Origin of the sequence: Kitasatospora sp. NPDC051705, from assembly GCF_044453265.1 — a bacterium.
Lineage (GTDB): Bacteria > Actinomycetota > Actinomycetes > Streptomycetales > Streptomycetaceae > Kitasatospora.
The window spans coordinates 1-17211 of the sequence record NZ_JBITCO010000017.1 but is presented as its reverse complement, the minus strand read 5'-3'; the positions used below and the strand labels follow the sequence as shown (position 1 = coordinate 17211).

At 72.7% G+C, this 17211-nt stretch carries 14 protein-coding genes and 1 rRNA gene; 6 read left to right on the top strand and 9 right to left on the bottom strand.

Annotated elements, in window-relative coordinates; genetic code table 11:
* Nucleotides 1–10: 10 nt before the first annotated feature.
* The 3 genes from ACIA8Q_RS21685 to ACIA8Q_RS21675 form a co-directional block, all read right to left on the bottom strand.
* Entirely contained in the window at nucleotides 11–1171 is a 1161-nt protein-coding gene (locus ACIA8Q_RS21685) for a serine hydrolase domain-containing protein (protein WP_396317561.1), read from the bottom strand.
* 420 nt (nucleotides 1172–1591) lie between these two features.
* A complete protein-coding gene (locus ACIA8Q_RS21680; RefSeq protein ID WP_360214068.1) occupies nucleotides 1592–4162 on the bottom strand; it encodes an FtsX-like permease family protein in 2571 nt (856 codons plus the stop codon).
* A 3-nt stretch (nucleotides 4163–4165) separates the two neighbouring features.
* Nucleotides 4166–4900, bottom strand: a complete 735-nt coding sequence (locus ACIA8Q_RS21675; protein WP_360214112.1) for an ABC transporter ATP-binding protein — start codon at nucleotides 4898–4900, stop codon at nucleotides 4166–4168.
* Nucleotides 4901–5144: 244 nt separating this feature from the next.
* Here ACIA8Q_RS21675 and ACIA8Q_RS21670 point away from each other — a divergent pair, with 244 nt between their 5' ends.
* Both ACIA8Q_RS21670 and ACIA8Q_RS21665 read left to right on the top strand, forming a co-directional pair.
* Complete coding sequence (locus ACIA8Q_RS21670) at nucleotides 5145–6485, top strand: sensor domain-containing protein (RefSeq protein WP_360214066.1); 1341 nt, start codon at nucleotides 5145–5147, stop codon at nucleotides 6483–6485.
* Nucleotides 6473–7117: a response regulator transcription factor gene (locus ACIA8Q_RS21665; protein ID WP_360214064.1), complete on the top strand. Its 645-nt coding sequence runs from the start codon at nucleotides 6473–6475 to the stop codon at nucleotides 7115–7117. Before ACIA8Q_RS21670 ends, ACIA8Q_RS21665 begins: the two co-directional genes overlap by 13 nt.
* A gap of 121 nt (nucleotides 7118–7238) precedes the next feature.
* Here the strand turns inward: ACIA8Q_RS21665 and ACIA8Q_RS21660 are convergent, their stop codons facing one another.
* From ACIA8Q_RS21660 to leuC, 5 genes are read right to left on the bottom strand one after another with little or no spacing between them, the layout of a single operon-like run.
* Nucleotides 7239–8585 carry an MFS transporter gene (locus ACIA8Q_RS21660; protein ID WP_360214062.1) on the bottom strand — a complete coding sequence of 449 codons (1347 nt, stop codon included), beginning with the start codon at nucleotides 8583–8585 and terminating at the stop codon, nucleotides 7239–7241.
* The gene (locus ACIA8Q_RS21655; protein WP_360214060.1) at nucleotides 8582–9610 is read right to left on the bottom strand and encodes a TauD/TfdA family dioxygenase; all 1029 of its coding nucleotides are present in this window, start codon (nucleotides 9608–9610) and stop codon (nucleotides 8582–8584) included. Before ACIA8Q_RS21655 ends, ACIA8Q_RS21660 begins: the two co-directional genes overlap by 4 nt.
* Nucleotides 9607–10818: a pyridoxal phosphate-dependent aminotransferase gene (locus ACIA8Q_RS21650; protein ID WP_396317560.1), complete on the bottom strand. Its 1212-nt coding sequence runs from the start codon at nucleotides 10816–10818 to the stop codon at nucleotides 9607–9609. Before ACIA8Q_RS21650 ends, ACIA8Q_RS21655 begins: the two co-directional genes overlap by 4 nt.
* The gene (gene leuD, locus ACIA8Q_RS21645) at nucleotides 10815–11462 is read right to left on the bottom strand and encodes a 3-isopropylmalate dehydratase small subunit (protein WP_396317559.1); all 648 of its coding nucleotides are present in this window, start codon (nucleotides 11460–11462) and stop codon (nucleotides 10815–10817) included. Before leuD ends, ACIA8Q_RS21650 begins: the two co-directional genes overlap by 4 nt.
* 36 nt (nucleotides 11463–11498) lie before the next feature.
* Nucleotides 11499–12899 (bottom strand): 3-isopropylmalate dehydratase large subunit, encoded by a 1401-nt coding sequence (leuC, locus tag ACIA8Q_RS21640; protein ID WP_360214054.1) that lies wholly within the window; start codon nucleotides 12897–12899, stop codon nucleotides 11499–11501.
* A gap of 318 nt (nucleotides 12900–13217) precedes the next feature.
* Between leuC and ACIA8Q_RS21635 the strand changes: the two genes are divergently transcribed.
* From ACIA8Q_RS21635 to ACIA8Q_RS21620, 4 genes are all read left to right on the top strand, one after another.
* Nucleotides 13218–13646 (top strand): hypothetical protein, encoded by a 429-nt coding sequence (locus tag ACIA8Q_RS21635; protein ID WP_360214052.1) that lies wholly within the window; start codon nucleotides 13218–13220, stop codon nucleotides 13644–13646.
* Between the two features lie 760 nt (nucleotides 13647–14406).
* Nucleotides 14407–15036, top strand: coding sequence for a hypothetical protein (locus tag ACIA8Q_RS21630; protein WP_396317558.1), 630 nt, complete (start codon nucleotides 14407–14409; stop codon nucleotides 15034–15036).
* Between the two features lie 117 nt (nucleotides 15037–15153).
* Nucleotides 15154–15957, top strand: a complete 804-nt coding sequence (locus tag ACIA8Q_RS21625) for a winged helix-turn-helix domain-containing protein (RefSeq protein ID WP_360214048.1) — start codon at nucleotides 15154–15156, stop codon at nucleotides 15955–15957.
* 289 nt (nucleotides 15958–16246) lie between these two features.
* Nucleotides 16247–16906: an ATP-binding cassette domain-containing protein gene (locus tag ACIA8Q_RS21620; protein ID WP_360214046.1), complete on the top strand. Its 660-nt coding sequence runs from the start codon at nucleotides 16247–16249 to the stop codon at nucleotides 16904–16906.
* Between the two features lie 213 nt (nucleotides 16907–17119).
* Here ACIA8Q_RS21620 and rrf read toward each other — a convergent pair.
* Nucleotides 17120–17211 (bottom strand): 5S ribosomal RNA (gene rrf, locus ACIA8Q_RS21615); the annotation flags it as partial.

The following is a 17211-nucleotide window of genomic DNA, read 5'->3' as shown; positions in this document are numbered from 1 at the left end:
TCCAGCCTGTTCAGGCGACGCGTCGCAGGACGCGGCCGCCGAACTGCATGTGGTCCGCGCGCCCGGTCTCCGGGTCGAGCAGGAAGCGGCCGAGGTGTTCCACCTCGGGCAGCCGCGGGTGCCGGGCGGCGAAGACGCGCTCGCTCCGGCCGGTCAGGTCGTACTCCGTCCCGTCGTCGTCGACCAGGACGGTGGCGCCGGGCAGGGCGCGGTCGTCCGCCGCGGCGCCGGGGCGGATCCAGTAGACGGTCTCGCCGTTGGCCCACCGCCCGGTGCAGTCCGGCAGCTCCTGCCCGGCGCCGGCCGCGGGGGCCGGGGCGGGGCCGGGGACGTCCACGCCGTCGGCCCGGAGCAGGGCCAGCAGGTCCTGCCAGGCGCCGAGCCCGGCCGGGGAGTCGGCCTGCAGCGCGATGACGGTGCCGCGTTCCGGCTGGATCCGCAGGTGGCAGGTGGCGCCGGCGCCGACGCCGTCCAGGCCGAGCCAGCGGTCGACGCCGTTGCCGAACCGGGCCCAGCCCAGGCCCCAGCCGTCGGCCAGGCCGAACGGCAGGGTGTCGAAGGCCTGTCGGGCCATCTCGTGGACGGCCTCCCGGTCGAGCAGGGCGGCCAGGGCGGCGGGGCGGTCGTCCAGGTGCAGCCGGGCGAAGGCGACCAGGTCGGTGACGGTTCCGGCGACGGCGGTCGCGGGGGCGAGGTCGCGCGGGTGGGCGCCGGCCGGCAGGAAGGCCGGTTCGACGCCCAGCGGCCGGAGCAGGAACTCCGTCACGGCGGTGCGCCAGCTCGTCCCGGCGACGGCCTCGACGACCTTCCCGGCGAGGGCGAACCCGGCGTTGGAGTAGGAGAAGGCCGTTCCGGGGGCGAAGAGCGGCTCCGCCTCGACAGCGGCCCGCAGCCCGCCGCCGCCGGGGGCGTCGGTCACCAGTCCGGAGGAGTGGCTCAGGAGATGACGGATCGTCATGTCAAGTGCGGAGTACGGCGCTTCGTTCAGGTACTCGCCGACCGGACGGTCCAGGTCGAGGTCTCCGTCGAAGGCCAGCTGCACGGCCACCGTCGCGGTGAGGAGCTTGGTGAGCGAGGCGAACGGCAGGACGGGGGCCGCCCCGGCCTCCGCGCCCGGCCCGGCGACCCGGAGTTCGCCGGCGTCGTAGAAGGCGCACCGCAGCGTCCGCACGCCGTGTTCGCGCGCGAGCCGCCCGGCATTTTCACGCCATGACTGTGAATTCACTGAAACCCACCCACCGCATTCACCGGAATCCGAAAAAGGCGCAGCACGACAGTCCCGTTCGGCCGCGTTCGGTCCGCGGCTCGTCGGTACGGGGATTACGCAAAAGGGGAATTCGTTCTGGTGAATGCAGGCTAACACCGGGCGGCGGGGCCGGTCAGGGTCGTTAAGTTGCAGCCGAATGACCCTGGTTGCCGCACTGCGACCTGCCGTCCGACCTGCTGTCCGACCTGCCGAACGACGTGCCGTCCGGCCTGCCGGGAAACCCGGCCGGAAACCCGGAAACGCCGATGGGGTCCGCGGTCGCGGACCCCATCGGCGGGTCGGTGCTGCAAAGGGTGCGGTGCGAGGCCGCCCCCGTGCTCCGGACTACTCGCGCAGCCCGATGGCCTCCACCGGGCGGGCGCGCAGGGCGAGCTTGGTCGGGATCAGGACGGCGGCGGCCGCCAGGGCCGAGGTCGCCGCCACGATCGCCAGGTACAGCAGCGGGGGGATGTGCGGGACCAGCGAGCCGGTCAGCCCCAGACTGACCGTCACCAGTGGCACGATCGGCACCAGGCTGCCGACCACCACCGCGATCACGATCAGCATCAGCGTCTCGGTGCGCATCATCCGCATGACCTGTTCCGGGGTCGCCCCGACCAGCCGCAGCAGCGCGAACTCCCGTGCTCTGGCCAGTGTGGTCATCACCAGGGTGTTGGCGACGGCCACCGCGATGTACCCGAAGACCAGGACCAGTGGCAGCGCACTGCCGACCAGGCCGGCCACCCCGGCCTTCTGCTGGGCGGCGGACAGCCCGCCCTTGTCGCGGACCTGCACCCCGGGGTAGCGGTCGTTGAGCCCGGTGAGCTCGCCGATCACCTTCTTCTGGTCCGCGCCGGGCTTGACGCGCACCAGCACGGAGTCGTACATCCGGCGCGAACTGTGCTGCAGCACGGTGTCGTAGGCCAGTGTGATGTCGCCGAAGCCCAGGCCGCGCTGGTACACGGCCACCACCTTCGGCTCCAGCGTCTGCCCGTCCGGCATGTGCACCTTGACGGAGCCGCCGACGCCCGCACCGAGCGTGGCGGACGCCCCGCTGCTGATCGCCACGGTGTCCGCGGTGAGGGCGTCCAGCGAGCCCTCGGAGACGTCCAGGTCGAGGACCCGGTCCAGGTTGCCCGTGGTGAGCCCCTGCGCCTTGTAGTCGAAGATCTCCGGGGAGCCCAGCATCTTCGTGGAGGCGAAGAGGTCGACCCGCACCGTCCCGGCCGCGGCGTCCACCCCGTCCAGGGTCCTGATGAACCCGGGCGCGCTGACCGGCAGTCCGCCGGCCTCGCTGGTCAGGGTGTAGTCGGCGACCACGCCCGCCCGCGCCTGGTCCTCGGCCGCACCCGACGTGGTGGTCGGGATGAACAGCTGCACCGAGGCGAAGCCGATGGCCATGATCAGCGGGCCGATGCCGGCGGCCAGCCGGCGGGCGTTGGCCCGGGTGTTGGCCACCGCGAGGAACCCGAGGGTGCCGAAGCGGCGCTGGAAGGGCGCGGCCATCAGCCGTGTCGCCCTGGCCACCACCGGCGGGGCCAGCATGAGGATCGCGATCACCATGATCAGCCCGCCGCTGCCGGCCCCGGCCACCGCGAAGATGCTGCCGAAGAACAGCGGCAGCAGCGACGCGCCGAAGCCGAGGACGAACAGCAGGACCCCGATGGTCACCCGCGCGCCGCCGATGCCCGGCTGCTCGGTCTGGGCCTCGCTGAGCGCCTCCACCGGCCGGATCGACACCACCCGGCGGGCCACCGCGAACGCCGCCACCTGCGCGGCGATCACCCCGATGCCCACCGCCGCGATCGCCGGGATCGGGCCGTAGGAGAACTCGAAGTCGTCGGGCAGGATGCCGATGGCCCCGAGCGCCCCGCGCAGGATGCCCGCGGCGATCATGCCGGGGAAGCAGCCCAGCACCGAGGCGACCAGCGAGATCACCAGCGCCTCGCCGGAGATCATCTTGTGGATCTGCTTGGGCGTGGCACCGACCGCGCGCAGCAGCGCCAGCTCGCGCCGCCGCTGGTGCACGCTGAGCGCCAGGGTGCTGCCCACCACCATCATGGTGATCAGCACGACGGTGCCGCCGAGCGAGCCGGCCAGCTCCTTGAGGCTGCCCCGGGCCGAGGCGACGTCGGGGTTCTCCACGCTGCTGCGCCCGTCGCCGGTGTAGACGTCGGTGCGGGCGCCCTTGAGCGCCTTCTCGATCCGGTCGGCGAGCTTGCCCGCGTTCGTGCCGCCGGGTGCCAGCACGCCGATGGCGCTGACCTGGTCGGTGCGGCCGAACAGGGTGCGCGCCTCGTCGTCGGAGAAGAACAGCGGCGGGGTGCGCAGCGCCCCGCCGCCGCCCTTGTAGGTCACGATGCCGACGACCCGGTACGAGGAGGCGTCCCGGGTGGAGGCGATCCTGACGCTGTCGCCCACCTTCACCTTGCGGTGGTCGGCGACGGACTTCTCCAGCACCACCTCACCGGCGCGCCGCGGCTCGTCGCCGGCCCGGTCGTACGGGCCGAGCGCCGCCGCGCCCCAGTTGGTGCCGTTGGTCGTCCGGTCGTCGGCGCCCTTGACGAGCTGCTCGCCGTCGTTGGAGACGACCTGCGCGGGGAAGGTGAGCACCGGCACCGCGCGGTCGACGCCCTCGGTCCGGGCCACCTTGTCGACCAGGTCGACGGGGACGCCGACGGCGTCCTTGAGGTCCTTGGACTTGCTCTTCTTGGCCTCGTGGACCGTGAAGTGCTTCTGACCGCCGACCACGACCGCGGCACCGGAGTAGCGCTGGACCGGCACCCCGTTGCCGATGCCGGACTGCAGGATGATGCCGAAGGCCGTGATGAGCACGGACGCGCCGAACAGGGCGACGAACGCCCCGACGAATCCGGCCTTACGCTCCTTGACGGTCTGTACGACGAGCCTGAACACGACTCACCACTCCCCCAGCCGGGTCATCCGCTCGGCCACCCGGTCCGGGGTGGGGTGCGTCATCTCCTCGGCGTAGCTGCCGTCCGCGAGGAACACCACGCGGTGGGCGTAGGAGGCGGCGACCGGGTCGTGGGTCACCATGATCACGGTCTGCCCGAGGCCGTCCACCACCTCGCGCAGCAGCTGCAGCACCTGGCGGGCGGTGCGGGTGTCCAGCGCACCGGTCGGCTCGTCGGCGAAGACCACCTCCGGCCGGGCCGCCAGCGCCCGGGCGATCGCCACGCGCTGCTGCTGACCGCCGGAGAGCTCGGACGGCCGGTGGCCCATCCGGTCGGACAGTCCCACCTGCGTCACGACCTGCTGCAGCCACTGGTGGTCCGGCCGGCGGTCGGCGAGCATCAGCGGGAGCGTGATGTTGTCGGCGACGGTCAGCGCCGACATCAGGTTGTACGCCTGGAAGATGAAGCCGACCCGCTCCCGGCGCATGATCGTCAGCTCGACCTCGCTCAGCTGCGCCAGCTCCGTACCGCCCAGCACCACCGAACCGGCGTCCGGGCGGTCCAGCCCGGCCGCGCAGTGCAGGAAGGTGCTCTTGCCCGCCCCGGAGGGGCCCATCACCGCGGTGAAGGTGCCCCGGGCGAAGGCGAGGGAGAGGTCGCGCAGCGCGTGCACGGCCCCGGCGCCCTTGCCGTACGTCTTGCGGACCCCGTCGAGGCGGACCACCCAGTGCGCGTCCAGAGCGGCACTCCCGTCCGGCCGCGGCGGATTCGCGTACTCCTCCTGCGCCGCGCCCTGGAGCTCCTCCGTCCGCGCTCCCCGTGCCTTTCTGCTCACTTCCGGCCTCCACCACTCGCACGCACCACTTGACGTTCACGAAGGTAGGTCCCGCGGCAGGGCCCGGACCAGGGCACGAACTGGAGACTCGATGGTGCAGAAAAGTGCCACCCCGCGCCGGATTTGGGACGGTGGTAGGGTGATCGGGATGTTCACTCGGAAGGTTTCAGAAGCCGTACGAGGAGTTCTGGGAGCCGTACGGGCACCCGGCATCGCGGAGTTACGGCGGCTGGAACCGGAGCAGTGGATCCGCCAGACGCTGGCCCGTTTCCCTCCGGCCGCCGGCTACATGCTGCTCTGCCTGATGACCGGCCTCGCCGGTCTGGTGCTGTTCTACCTGATCGCCGTCGTCTTCGCGCTCTGCCTGGTCGGCACCGGATTCCTGCTGCTGCCGCGGACCCTGCGGCTGCTGCGCAGCTACGCCGAGTTCCACCGCAGGCGGGTGGGGCGGCTGCTGGAGACCACGGTCCGCAGCCCCTACCGCGACCTCGAACCCGGCCGCACCGGCCCCCGCAAGCCCTCGCTGCGCGACCCGGCGGTCCGCAAGGACCTGGTCTGGCTGATCACCCACGGCGTGGTCGGCTCGGCGCTGTCCATCTTCGCCCTGAGCATCTGCGGCAACGCCTTCAACTGGCTCTCCGCACCGGTGTGGTGGAAGCTCGCCGAGAACGAGCGCAACTCCATCATCCTGATGAACGTCGACGGTTGGGCGAAGGCGTTCCTGGCGCTGTTCATCGGCATCGGCTACGCCGTGGTGGCGATGGCCGCGATGCGCGGGCTGGCCCTGGTGCACGCCCGGATGTCGCGCCGGCTGCTGACCGCCCGCGCCCGGGTCGCGCTCGCCCAGCGCGTCCGCGAACTCGCGGTGACCCGCGCCGAGGCGCTGGACGCGCACGACGCCGAGCTGCGCCGGATCGAACGCGACCTACACGACGGCGCCCAGGCCGGCATCGTGGCGGTCTCGCTGCGACTGGGCATGATCAAGCGCGCGCTGGGCCACCGCCCGGAACAGGTGCCGGAGATGGTCGACGCCGCCCAGCACCTGGCCGAGCAGGCCCTGGAGTCGCTGCGCCACCTGGTCCGCGGCATCTACCCGCCGGTGCTCGCCGACCGCGGACTCACCGACGCCGTCCGGGCGCTCACCGCGCTCTGCGGGGTCCCGACCCGGATAGACATCGACGAGTCGGCCGGGGCGCCGCCGCGCGCGCCCGCCGCGGCCGAGGCGGCCGCCTACTTCGTGATCTCCGAGGCGCTCACCAACATCGCCAAGCACAGCGGCGCCCGCAGCGCCCTGGTGTGGCTGCGGATCGCCCCGGAGGCGATCTCGATCCGGGTCGAGGACGACGGCAAGGGCGGCGCCACCGAGGGCGCCGGGAGTGGGATCCTCGGACTCCGGCGGCGGGTCGCCGCATTCGACGGGACCACCGAGCTGTTCAGCCCGACCGGGGGCCCGACCGTACTGAAGGTGGAGATTCCATGCGGATCCTGATCGCCGAGGACAACGCCCTGCTCCGTGAGGGGCTGGTGCTGCTGCTCAACAGCGAGGGCCACGAGGTGTGCACCACCGTGGACAACGGGGACGACCTGCTGCCCGCGCTGCTCGAACACCGCCCGGACGTCGCCGTGGTGGACGTCCGGCTGCCGCCCACCTTCCGCGACGAGGGCCTGCGGGCCGTGGTCGAGGCCCGCAAGCAACTGCCCAACCTGCCCGTCCTGGTGCTCTCCCAGTACGTCGAACGGGCGTACGCCACCGAGCTGCTGGCGCAGAGCGCCTCCGGGGTCGGCTACCTGCTCAAGGACCGGGTGGGGCGCGCCGAGGAGTTCCTGCAGGCGCTGGAGCGGGTCGCCGACGGCGGCACCGCGATGGACCCCGAGGTCATCTCGCAGCTGATGGTCCGCCGGGCCGGCGACGACCCGCTCTCCTCGCTGACCCAGCGCGAACGCGAGGTGCTGGCCCTGATGGCGGAGGGGCGCAACAACGGCACCATCGCCGAGATGCTGTTCATCGCCGAGAGCTCGGTGAACAAGCACATCGGCAACATCTTCTCCAAGCTGGACATGCCGACGCCGGACAGCGGGCACCGCCGGGTCCTCGCCGTGCTGACCTACCTCCGGGCCTGACGGACGATCAGCACGGTGACGGACTAGGCAAGTCAGGGCCGGCACGCGCGAAGACGGACAGGGGCGGCGCCGTTCGGGCGCCGCCCCTGTCCGCTGTTCCCCGGACCTCGGATCCCGGGCCTCAACTCCCGGGCGGATGCCCCCGGTCGTCGGGCAGGGCGGGGAAGGCGCGCACCGCGGGGGTGGCGGCGACGCCGAGTGCGATCAGCAGGAACGCCGCCGCACAGCTCAACACGGTGGGCACCCCGTGCACGGTCTCCAGCAGCAGCCCGGACAGCAGCGGGCCCAGCGCCGCCGCGGCGCCCATCGACACCCCGATCAGACCGGCCAGCCGGCCGCGCATGGCGTCCGGGGTGACCATCATCTGGTGGCCGGCCACCAGCGCGGTCGCGGTCGGCGCCAGGAACGCCGCCGCGCCCAGCACCAGCCCGGCCGGCCAGCCCGTCGGCACCACCGCGAGCAGCGGCACCAGGGCGGCGCTCGCCCAGGTCAGCACCATCAGCGCGGTGAACGGGGTGAGCGAGCGGCGCAGCACTCCGGCCGACAGCGCGCCCAGCACGCCGCCCGCGCCGATCAGCGCCCCGATGGCCCCGATCTCGGCGCCGGACCGGCCGTCCTGCTGCGCCATCACCACCACGGTGATCAGCAGGCCGCTGAACACCAGGTTGAAGGCGGTGCCGAGCAGCACGGTGGCCCGCACCGGCCGGTTGCCGCGCAGCCAGCGCAGCCCGGCGGCCATCGCCTGCAGGGTGCTCTCCTGCGGCCCCTCGCCGGGCCCCTCGCCGGGCCCGTCGGCGGCGTCCCCGCCGCCGGCGTCCGCGCCGTCCGCGGCGGGCCGCGGCGCCGGCGGGCGCAGGAACAGCAGCGTCACGAAGGCGAGCGCCGAGGTGACGGCCTGGGTGAGGAACGGCAGCAACCGCTGGACGCCGTACAGGAATCCGCCGATCCCCGGGCCCACGATGGTCGCCAGGTAGTAGCGGGCGGTGTTGCGGGTCACCGCGTCGGCCAGTTGCGAGGCCGGCACGACGCCCGGCAGCAGCGCCTGGTCGGCGGTGCCGAACAGGGAGGTGCAGACCCCCTCGACGACCGCCACCACCAGGATCACCGCCAGCGGCGCGTGCCCCAGCGCCACCAGGAGCGCCAGCAGGCCCAGGGCCACGGCCCGCCCGAGCTCCGAGACCAGCATCAGCGCCTTGCGGCTGACCCGGTCCGCGAGCGCGCCGGCCGGCAGCGCGGCCAGCGCCCGCGAGCCCGCGATCGCGAACTCCGCCAGCGAGGCCTCGAACGCGGAGCCGCCGAGGCCCAGCACCAGCAGCGGGTAGGCGATCAGCGTGCCCTGCGCGCCCAGCTGGGAGACCACGTTCGCGGTCCACAACAGGTTGTACTCGCGGTTGCGGGCGAGCGGCGGCGGGCCCGGCTCGGCGGCCACCGCGTCGGCGGCGTCGGCCGTCGTGCCGGCCGGGGTCACCGCGGCGCGGTCGGCAGCGCCACCGCCGGCGCCGACGTCCGCTCCACCGGGCGGAGCTCCGACCAGGCGTGCGCCCCGGCCATGCTGACGAACAGGTCGCGCGGCGGGACGAACGGCGCCCGCCCGTGCGCCACGCTGATGTTGTCCACGACCAGCACCTCACCGGTGTGCACGTTGACGTCGACCTGCTGCTCCCGGTACGCGGCCTGCAGCTGGTGCACCACCTCGTCCGGGATCTCGCTGCCGTCCGCGTGGAAGGTGTTGGTCGGCATGCCCCACGGGCCGTACTCCTCCAGGAGGAAGTCGGCGACGTCCTCGCGCAGGGTGCGGGCGTGGAAGAAGGTCAGGTGGTTGAACCAGGAACGGACGCCGGTCTCCGGGTGGGCGGCGACCGCCCAGCGCAGCTGGCGGGTCCGCAGGTGGTTGCGCTCCAGCCACTCCAGTTCGATCCGGTTGGCGTCGCAGTAGGCCTTGACCTCGTCCGGGTCGCTGGTGCCGAACGCCTCCTGCCAGGAGAGGCCCAGGCCGGGGCGGAAGTTGCGGACCAGCAGGTACCCCTCGCGCTCGAAGCGCTCGGCGGTCTCCCGGGGCAGCCCGCGGTACAGGGCACGGCAGTCGGCCAGCAGGCTGGCGCCGCCGTCGGGCGACTCCTGCCGGCAGAAGAAGAACAGGTAGCGCGGGACGTTCAGGTTGTACGACTGCTCGGTGTGGAGGAAGATCTCCTCGGTCGCCGGGTGGTCGGTCGCGGTGAACACCCCGGGGTGCAGCTCGGTGCGCGGCGAGGAGCGCTCGGTGTAGTCGAGCGGCCGGCCGACCACCGCGTTGACGAAGGTGTCCAGCTCCGGCCACTCCTGCCAGTCGAAGCCGCTGAGCACCACCGCGCCGTGCTCGGTGATCCGCTCGCGGATGAACGACCCCTGCTCCCGGCCGAGGTCGACCAGCCGGTTGCCCGTGGTGTCGGCGGAGATCCCGAGGACCAACCCGTCGTACCGCGCTTCGGTCGAGATGCTGATGGCGGTTGTCACTGGGTGACTCCCTTCTGCGGGCTGCGGGCGCGAAGCCGCTCGGCAGCGGTGTCGAGGGTGTGGAGCGGACGGTTGAACGCGACCCGGACGTAGCGCTCGCCGTCGGCCGGGTCGAGGAAGAACGAGGTGCCCGGCGCCACCAGCACGCCGGTCTCGGCGAGCAGCGTGCGCACGAACCGCGGGCTGGGCTCGTCGGTCAGCCCGTCGATCCGGGCCAGCACGTAGCAGCCGCCGGCCGGCCGGGTGAGGGCGAAGCCCGCGTCCCGCAGCAGGGCCACGGTGCGGTCGCGCCGTTCGCGCATCCCCGCCGCGTGGTCCCAGCGGTCCGGCAGCAGCAGGTCCGCGTCGGCCGCGGCGTGCTGCAGGGCGGCGGCGGCGCCGCCGGTGGTCGCCACGTGCACCTTGCGCAGCAGCGCGGTCAGGGCCGGCGCCGCACGCAGGAAGCCGAGCCGCCAGCCGCTGACCGAGTGGCTCTTGGAGAGGCTGCCGACCACCACGGACCGGTCGGCCAGGCCCTCGACCTCGGCGACCGAGCGGTAGCCGGCCGACTCGTAGACGTAGCCCGCGTACACCTCGTCCGAGACGACGGTGGCGTTCCAGCGGCCGCAGAGCTCGGCCAGCAGGTCCAGGGTGGCGCGGTCCAGGACCGCCCCGGTGGGGTTGGCCGGGCTGTTCACGATCACCGCGCGGGTGCGCGGGCCGAACGCCGCCGCCAGCTCCTCCGGGTCGACGCCCCAGTCGGACTCGCGCAGCCGCACCGGTCGCGGACGCGCGCCGGTGAGCGCGACGGCGCTGAGGAAGTTCTCGTAGAAGGGCTCGAAGACGACCACCTCGTCGCCCGGGTCGACCAGCGAGAGCAGCGCGACGGCCAGGCCCTCGCTGCCGCCGACGGTGACGGTGATCTCGCCGACCGGGTCGGGCGCCCCGGGCAGCGCGGCGGCGATCCGCTCGCGCAGCGCGAGCAGGCCGGCCGGGTCCTGGTACTGGTGGACCCCGCGGCGCAGCGCGGCCACCGCCGCCTCGACCAGCCCGGGCGGCGTGTCCGGGTAGGCCGGGGTGCCGACGGCGAGGTCGACGGTGCCCGGCGGCAGCCCCTCCAGGAGCAGCGCGGCCAGTCCGCCGCCGGGCATCGCGTCCACCCGCCCAGCGCCCACCGGGCGGGCCGCGGGATCGGGCCGGCCGGCGTCGCGGTGCGCGGTGGCGGTCATCGGGCCGCCCCCGCCACCGCGTCGGCCGGCTGCTGCCGCGCACGGTCGAAGGCGCCGCGCGGGATCTCCGGCAGCCAGGCCGGGCGGCGGGCCTCGTAGGCCGCGATGGCGGCGTCCTGCAGCAGCGTCTCGGCGATCACGTCCTGCCCCTCCAGCAGCCGGGCCCGGGCCCGGTCGTCCACGGTGAACGGGTGCTCGCCGCCGGGCCAGCGCAGCAGGCCGGCCCGCAGGTCCACGGTGACCGTCAGGCCCCCGGCGGACTCGGCGAGGTCCATCAGCGGCTCGACCACCGGGGTCGGCAGGTCGACGGGGACGAGCCCGTTGTTGAGGGCGTTGCGGCGGAAGATGTCACCGAAGCCGGTGGCCACCACCGCGCGGAAGCCCCCGTCGCGCAGCGCCCACACGGCGTGCTCCCGGGAGCTGCCGATGCCGAAGTCCCGGCCGGCCAGCAGGACGGTCGCGCCCGTGTGCCGGGGCTCCTCCAGGACGAAGCCGCCCTGGGCCCGCCAGCGCGCGAACAGCCCGTCCTGGTAACCGGACTTGGTGACCCGCTTGCAGAACTCTCCGGGCAGGATCTGGTCGGTGTCGATGTCGTCGCGGCGCAGGGCGACCGCGCGTCCGTGGTGTTCCACGAAGGGTTCCATGCTGTGCTGTCCTCTCTCCGGCCGGGCCGGGGGCGGTCAGGCCAGGTCGGCGGGGGCCGCGAGCCGCCCGGCCACCGCCGTGGCGGCGGCGACCGCCGGCGACACCAGGTGGGTGCGGGCCCGCGCGCCCTGCCGGCCTTCGAAGTTGCGGTTCGAGGTGGAGGCGCAGCGCTCGACGCCCTCGAGACGGTCCGTGTTCATGCCCAGGCACATCGAGCAGCCGGGCAGGCGCCACTCGGCACCGGCGGCCAGGAAGACCTCGTGCAGCCCCTCCGCCTCGGCCTCGGCGCGCACCTGCATCGAGCCGGGGACGACCAGCATCCTGGTCCCGTCGGCGACGCTGCGCCCGCGCAGCACGCCGGCCGCGGAGCGCAGGTCCTCGAGCCGGCCGTTGGTGCAGGAGCCGAGGAAGACCACGTCGATGGCGAGGTCCCGCATCGGCGTGCCGGGCCGCAGCCCCATGTACTCCAGCGCCCTTTCGGCGGAGGCGAGTTCGAGCGGGTCGGCGAAGCCGCGCGGGTCCGGGACGACGTCGGCCAGCGGCACGGTCTGGGCGGGGTTGGTGCCCCAGGTGACGAGCGGGGTCAGCGCGCTCACGTCGAGCTCGACGGTACGGTCGAACACCGCGCCGGGGTCGGTGACCAGGGTGGCCCAGTCGGCGACGGCCTCGTCCCAGCGCGCCCCGGTGGGGGCGTGCGGGCGGCCGCGCAGGTACTCCAGGGTGGTGTCGTCGGGTGCGACGATCCCGGCCCGGGCACCGGCCTCGATGCTCATGTTGCAGAGCGTCATCCGGGCCTCCATGGAGAGCCCGCGCACCGCCTCGCCGCGGTACTCGATGAGGTGGCCCTGCGCCCCGTTGGCGCCGATCCGGGCGATCAGCGCGAGGATCAGCTCCTTCGCCCCCACCTCCGCGGGGAGCCGGCCGGTGAACTCGACGGCGAGCGTGCGCGGCCGGGCGATCTCCAGGCACTGGGTGGCCAGCACGTGCTCGACGTCGCTGGTGCCGATGCCGAAGGCGAGCGCGCCGAAGGCCCCGTGGGTGGCGGTGTGGCTGTCTCCGCAGACGATCGTCATGCCGGGCTGGACCAGGCCGAGCTCGGGCCCGACGACGTGCACGATGCCCTGCCGCCGGTGTCCCACCGAGTAGAGCTCGACGCCCTGTTCGGCGCAGTTGCGGCGCAGCGTCCGCAGCTGGACGAGGCTCACCGGGTCGAGGACCGCGTCGGGCGTGGTGGCCACGTTGTGGTCCTCCAGCGCCAGGGTGAGCCCCGGGCGCCGGACGCCGCGGCCGGCCAGCCGCAGCCCGTCGAAGGCCTGCGGCGAGGTGGCCTCGTGGGTCAGGTGCAGGTCGATGTAGAGGAGGTCCGGTCCGCCGGGCCGGGAGGCCACCACGTGGCGCTCCCACAGCTTCTCCGCGAGTGTCCGTGCTGGGCCCATCGTCGTCCCTCTCTCCTGCGCTCCCCGTGCAGCACGGCCCTGGGGCGGAACCCCGGGTACCGCCCGTCGCCCCGGCCGTACGGATCTCAGCCTCCATGTCCGCACCCACCCCCCACCACGTCTTTAAGCGGGGCCGAAAACGCGCAGGACAGTCGCCGGCGTGCACGAAGAAAGGTGCAGAGAACTGCACCTTCGATCGGAAGTAAGCCCCCATGAAAACCACTTCGCCGGGCGTCAGGATGGAGTCATCCGACGGCGGCAGCGACGCCGGGAGGACGGGCACATCACATCGGATCCCACGGGAGCCAGGGAGGAAGCATGCACCCCACGCGGAGGAGCCGCGGGGCCGGGCCAGGAGGCCGGCGGAGCAGAACAGCGGTTCTGGCCCTGGCCGCCGCGCTCCTGGTCGGCGCGGGAACGTCCGCCTGCGAGGTCAGCACCAAGGCGGCCGACCGGATCGAGCTGTGCGCGAAGATCTTCGGCAAGACCTTCACCGACCCGTTCCCCGACAACGTGGACGAGGCCCGCAAGAAGATGCGCGAGCGGGCCGACGAGCTCGACGGGCTGTCCAAACAGGCGCCCGACGACAAGCTCCGCGACGCGATCCACTCGACCGCCGAGAAGATGCGCAACGCCGACATCCGGGAGAAGGGTACGGCGCGCACCGTGGTGGGTTACATCGGAGAGCAGAACGACCGCATCAAGGAACTGCGCCAGACCTGCCTCGACCACCACGACTACCCGTGAGGACTGGTCTTCCGAACCAGCGTCACCGCCGGCGTTCCCGTCGAGCGCCGCGGTGAACCCAGACCGGAATCGGTGAACAGGGCACAAACAGTTCCCGCACCGATTCCCTTGGCCGGGCCCCTCGTTGGGTCCCCCGTCTTCCGAGGGGCCCGGCCGTAAACCTCCCCGTACCAATACAAGCCAGGAGCAGTCATGCCCGATTCGACCGGCTGGAAGCCCACTAAGGAACGCCCCATGTGGCCCTGGGTCGTCCTCGCCGTGGTCGCCGTTGGCGTTCTGATCAACGTGCTCATCACGCTCTGACGGGACATCGGTCCCGCGCCGGAGGAACTTCCGCGCTCTTGGCTGGTCCGCCGAGGGCGCGGACCCGTGTCCGGACCCGGGTGCGTGACCGCGTCCGACCCCGCGGAGGGGTCCGCGCCGATCACCCCACCGGCCCCTCCGGCCCCTCTCGTCACTTCCGCCCCTGGGGTCACGACCGCCCCGGGAGGCGGGCGGAGCGAGTCGAGTCCGCTATCCGGATCAGGTGCAGAGAACTGCACCTTCGAACTGGCGAAGACTCGACTGTCACCCCCCTAAAGTGCGACGTAGCGTAGTAGGTACGGGAACGGGCATGGCCATGCCGACCTTGCGGAACCGCAGGGTCGGCTTTCCACCTCACCGTGGATCCCGTTCCCGACCCGCACACATCAACGGCATTCATGGGGGACTCGTGCCACGTCTGCACTTCACGTCGGCAAGCCTGTTGAGAACGCGTATCATGCCGACCCCTGACTGGGTCAGCGAATCACTCTTCGCCCTGGACCTGCTGGCCTCCCGACACCGCCAGTCGAAACGCCGGCTGCGATGGCATAAAACCCGCCCCGCGGGCCCGGCGCGCCGGCTCGCCCCGGCCCACCGCCTGGGCTCCACCCGGCGGCTCGTCGAACTCGCCCGGACCATCCGCCCGTTCCCCGACATGGACACCATGATCCGGCGCGCCCGACAGGGCGGGACCAGCGCCGACACCCGCCTCCTGCCGGACCTGGAGTCCTTCTACCGCATCATGGTCGCCCCCCACTGGGACGTCATCTCGCACACCGTCCAGAGCGAGCGCACGAAGCGGCTGGAAATCCTCCAGGACTGCGGCGCGCGAAGCCTGTTGAGCACCCTCCACCCGACGCTCCGGCTGTCCACCTGCTCGCTGGAGATTCCCGGGCAGAGCGAGGACCTGCGGCTGGAGGACGTCGGGCTGACGATCGCCCCGTCCTACTTCCTGGCGCCGGATTCCCCGGTCCTGGTGGACGACCACGCCATTGCCGACGGACCGACGCTCTTCTATCCGATTCTCCCCGACGAGCCCGACCGTGCGTCCGAGGACGTGATCGAAGCAGCCGCCATGCCGGCCTGAGAACGATTACCTCCGATCACGAACGCGTCGGACCTCAAGGGGGACTTGGCAATGCGACGCATATTCTTCAGTCCGGCAAGTCTGGCCAAAGTGTCGTCGGCCGCACATCCGGATCCGATGAGAGAGGCACTGTGCGCACTGGAAACCTTCGCCACGGGCGGCGGAGGACCGGTTTTCCATTCCTGGCGCCGCCGGGTCGCGGGTGAACGGGACGGCCGGGCACTGGCCGAACTCGCCCGCACCGTACGACCTTTCCCGGACCTCTACCGAATTCTCGAACACTCCGCCTCGGCCGGCTCCGGAACCGACTTCCGACCGCGCGTCCTGCGCGATCTGGAGACATTCCACCGCATCGCGGTCGAGCCGTACTGGAGCCAGGTCTCGACCCTCCTGGAGGTGGACCGCAACGCCCGGGCGCAGATCATGATGAGCGGCGGGGTCGACCAGCTGCTCAGCACGCTCCACCCGGCGATCCGCTGGCGCCCGCCGGTCCTGGAGGTCCCCGGCACCGGGAACGACATCAAGCTCGAGGCGACCGGCCTGGAGATCGCCCCGTCGCTGTTCCTGTTCTCCCGGTCGCCGATCCTCATCGAGCAGCAGGGCAACCGCCCCCTGCTGCTGCTCTACCCCATCCCGGTCCCCCGCGAGCGGGAGAACCTGTGGGATCCGGCGCCCGACGGCGACCAGGCCCTGGGAGCCCTCCTGGGGCGCACCAGGGCGGCCGTCCTGCAGGTCCTGACGACCACCTGCACCACCACCGAGGTCGGCGAGCTGGTGGGCATCTCCACGGCCGCCGCGAGCCAGCACACCGCCGTCCTGCGGGCCGCCGGCCTCATCACCACGCTGCGCTCGCTCAACAAGGTCCACCACACCCTGACCCCGCTGGGCGGGGCCCTTCTGCGCGGAGATCCGCTGGTCTGACTAATTCTCTGACAATTCGCCCTATTCCGACGATCCCCGAACCGACGAACCGGCGGCACCACCACCGGCACGATCCTGATCCGGCACGCATGGTCTAGGAAAGTGCACCATACAAACGGATGCGGGCAGCATGGCCTAAACCCATTACGAGCGAGTAGGTTCGGGGCATGCAAGCACGATGCCTTGTCGCCGCACGCATCATTTACGGAAGCCTGGGAGCGGATTCATGATGGGAGGAGCACCGGCCGAGCGGGAAGCCGCACCTGGCTGTGCCGTCACGCTGGAAAACGTGTCGAAAATCCACCCGGGCACGAACGGTCCCACGGCGGTGCTGCGCGAGTTCTCGCTCGGCGTTCGAAAAGGACGCTTCTGCGCCGTCATGGGGGACGAACGCGCCAGCACCACGGCGCTGCTGGAGTGCATGGCCGGCCTCACCACCCCGTCCACCGGCACGGTCCACTGGGCCGACGGTGAACGGGGTGCCGTCGGCGCGCTCTGGGGCCAACACGAGCCCGTCCACCCGAACGTGACGGTCCGTGAGTTCGTCGACCCGGGCACGCCCCGGCTCGGCCGCCGCCAGGCCTGGCAGATCAGCCGGGTCACCCGGCTCTGGTTCTGGCGGCGGCCGCTGCGCAAGCTCGGCCGGACACAGCAGCACAACGCGATGCTGGCCCGCCTGCTGGCCGGCTCACCACGGCTGCTCCTGGTCGACGCCCCCGGACACGACGACTCGCCCGAACTCGCGCGCGCCGTCGGCGCCTCGCTGCGCCGCGCGGTCCAGGCCCTCGACGTCACGGCGGTCCTCGTCACCACCGACCCCGAAGCCGCCGCCAGCGCCGACAGCGTCGTCTTCCTCCACAACGGCCGCCTCGCCGACGCCCTCGGCCCGTCGACGCCGGCCGAGATCGCCGCCTGCCTCCGGCAGCTCCGCAGATCCGCGACCCCCTGAACCACCGCGCCTCCCCGGCGCCCCCTCCCCCCCGGCGCCTCCGCGGCCGCAGCGCCCCCCTCTCCGGCACCTCCCCCGCCGGACCCGGCCCGGCCCACCCCCACCGGAAGGCCCCGCGGCGTCCTCCCCCCGCGGCTCCCCCACGCCCGGTCCGCGTGCGGAAATGCAGAAAACCCCCGCCGGGTGCCCCGGCGAGGGTTTTCTCGAAGAATTGTTCGGCGGCGTCCTACTCTCCCACAGGGTCCCCCCTGCAGTACCATCGGCGCTGTGAGGCTTAGCTTCCGGGTTCGGAATGTAACCGGGCG

Excerpts from the sequence above, each read along its gene's own strand:
- ACIA8Q_RS21670 (WP_360214066.1), top strand. The coding sequence starts at position 5,145 with ATGTTCACTCGGAAGGTTTCAGAAGCCGTACGAGGAGTTCTGGGAGCC.
- ACIA8Q_RS21665 (WP_360214064.1), top strand. The coding sequence starts at position 6,473 with ATGCGGATCCTGATCGCCGAGGACAACGCCCTGCTCCGTGAGGGGCTG.
- ACIA8Q_RS21650 (WP_396317560.1), bottom strand. The coding sequence starts at position 10,818 with ATGACCGCCACCGCGCACCGCGACGCCGGCCGGCCCGATCCCGCGGCC.
- leuD (WP_396317559.1), bottom strand. The coding sequence starts at position 11,462 with ATGGAACCCTTCGTGGAACACCACGGACGCGCGGTCGCCCTGCGCCGC.
- leuC (WP_360214054.1), bottom strand. The coding sequence starts at position 12,899 with ATGGGCCCAGCACGGACACTCGCGGAGAAGCTGTGGGAGCGCCACGTG.
- ACIA8Q_RS21635 (WP_360214052.1), top strand. The coding sequence starts at position 13,218 with ATGCACCCCACGCGGAGGAGCCGCGGGGCCGGGCCAGGAGGCCGGCGG.
- ACIA8Q_RS21630 (WP_396317558.1), top strand. The coding sequence starts at position 14,407 with ATGCCGACCCCTGACTGGGTCAGCGAATCACTCTTCGCCCTGGACCTG.
- ACIA8Q_RS21625 (WP_360214048.1), top strand. The coding sequence starts at position 15,154 with ATGAGAGAGGCACTGTGCGCACTGGAAACCTTCGCCACGGGCGGCGGA.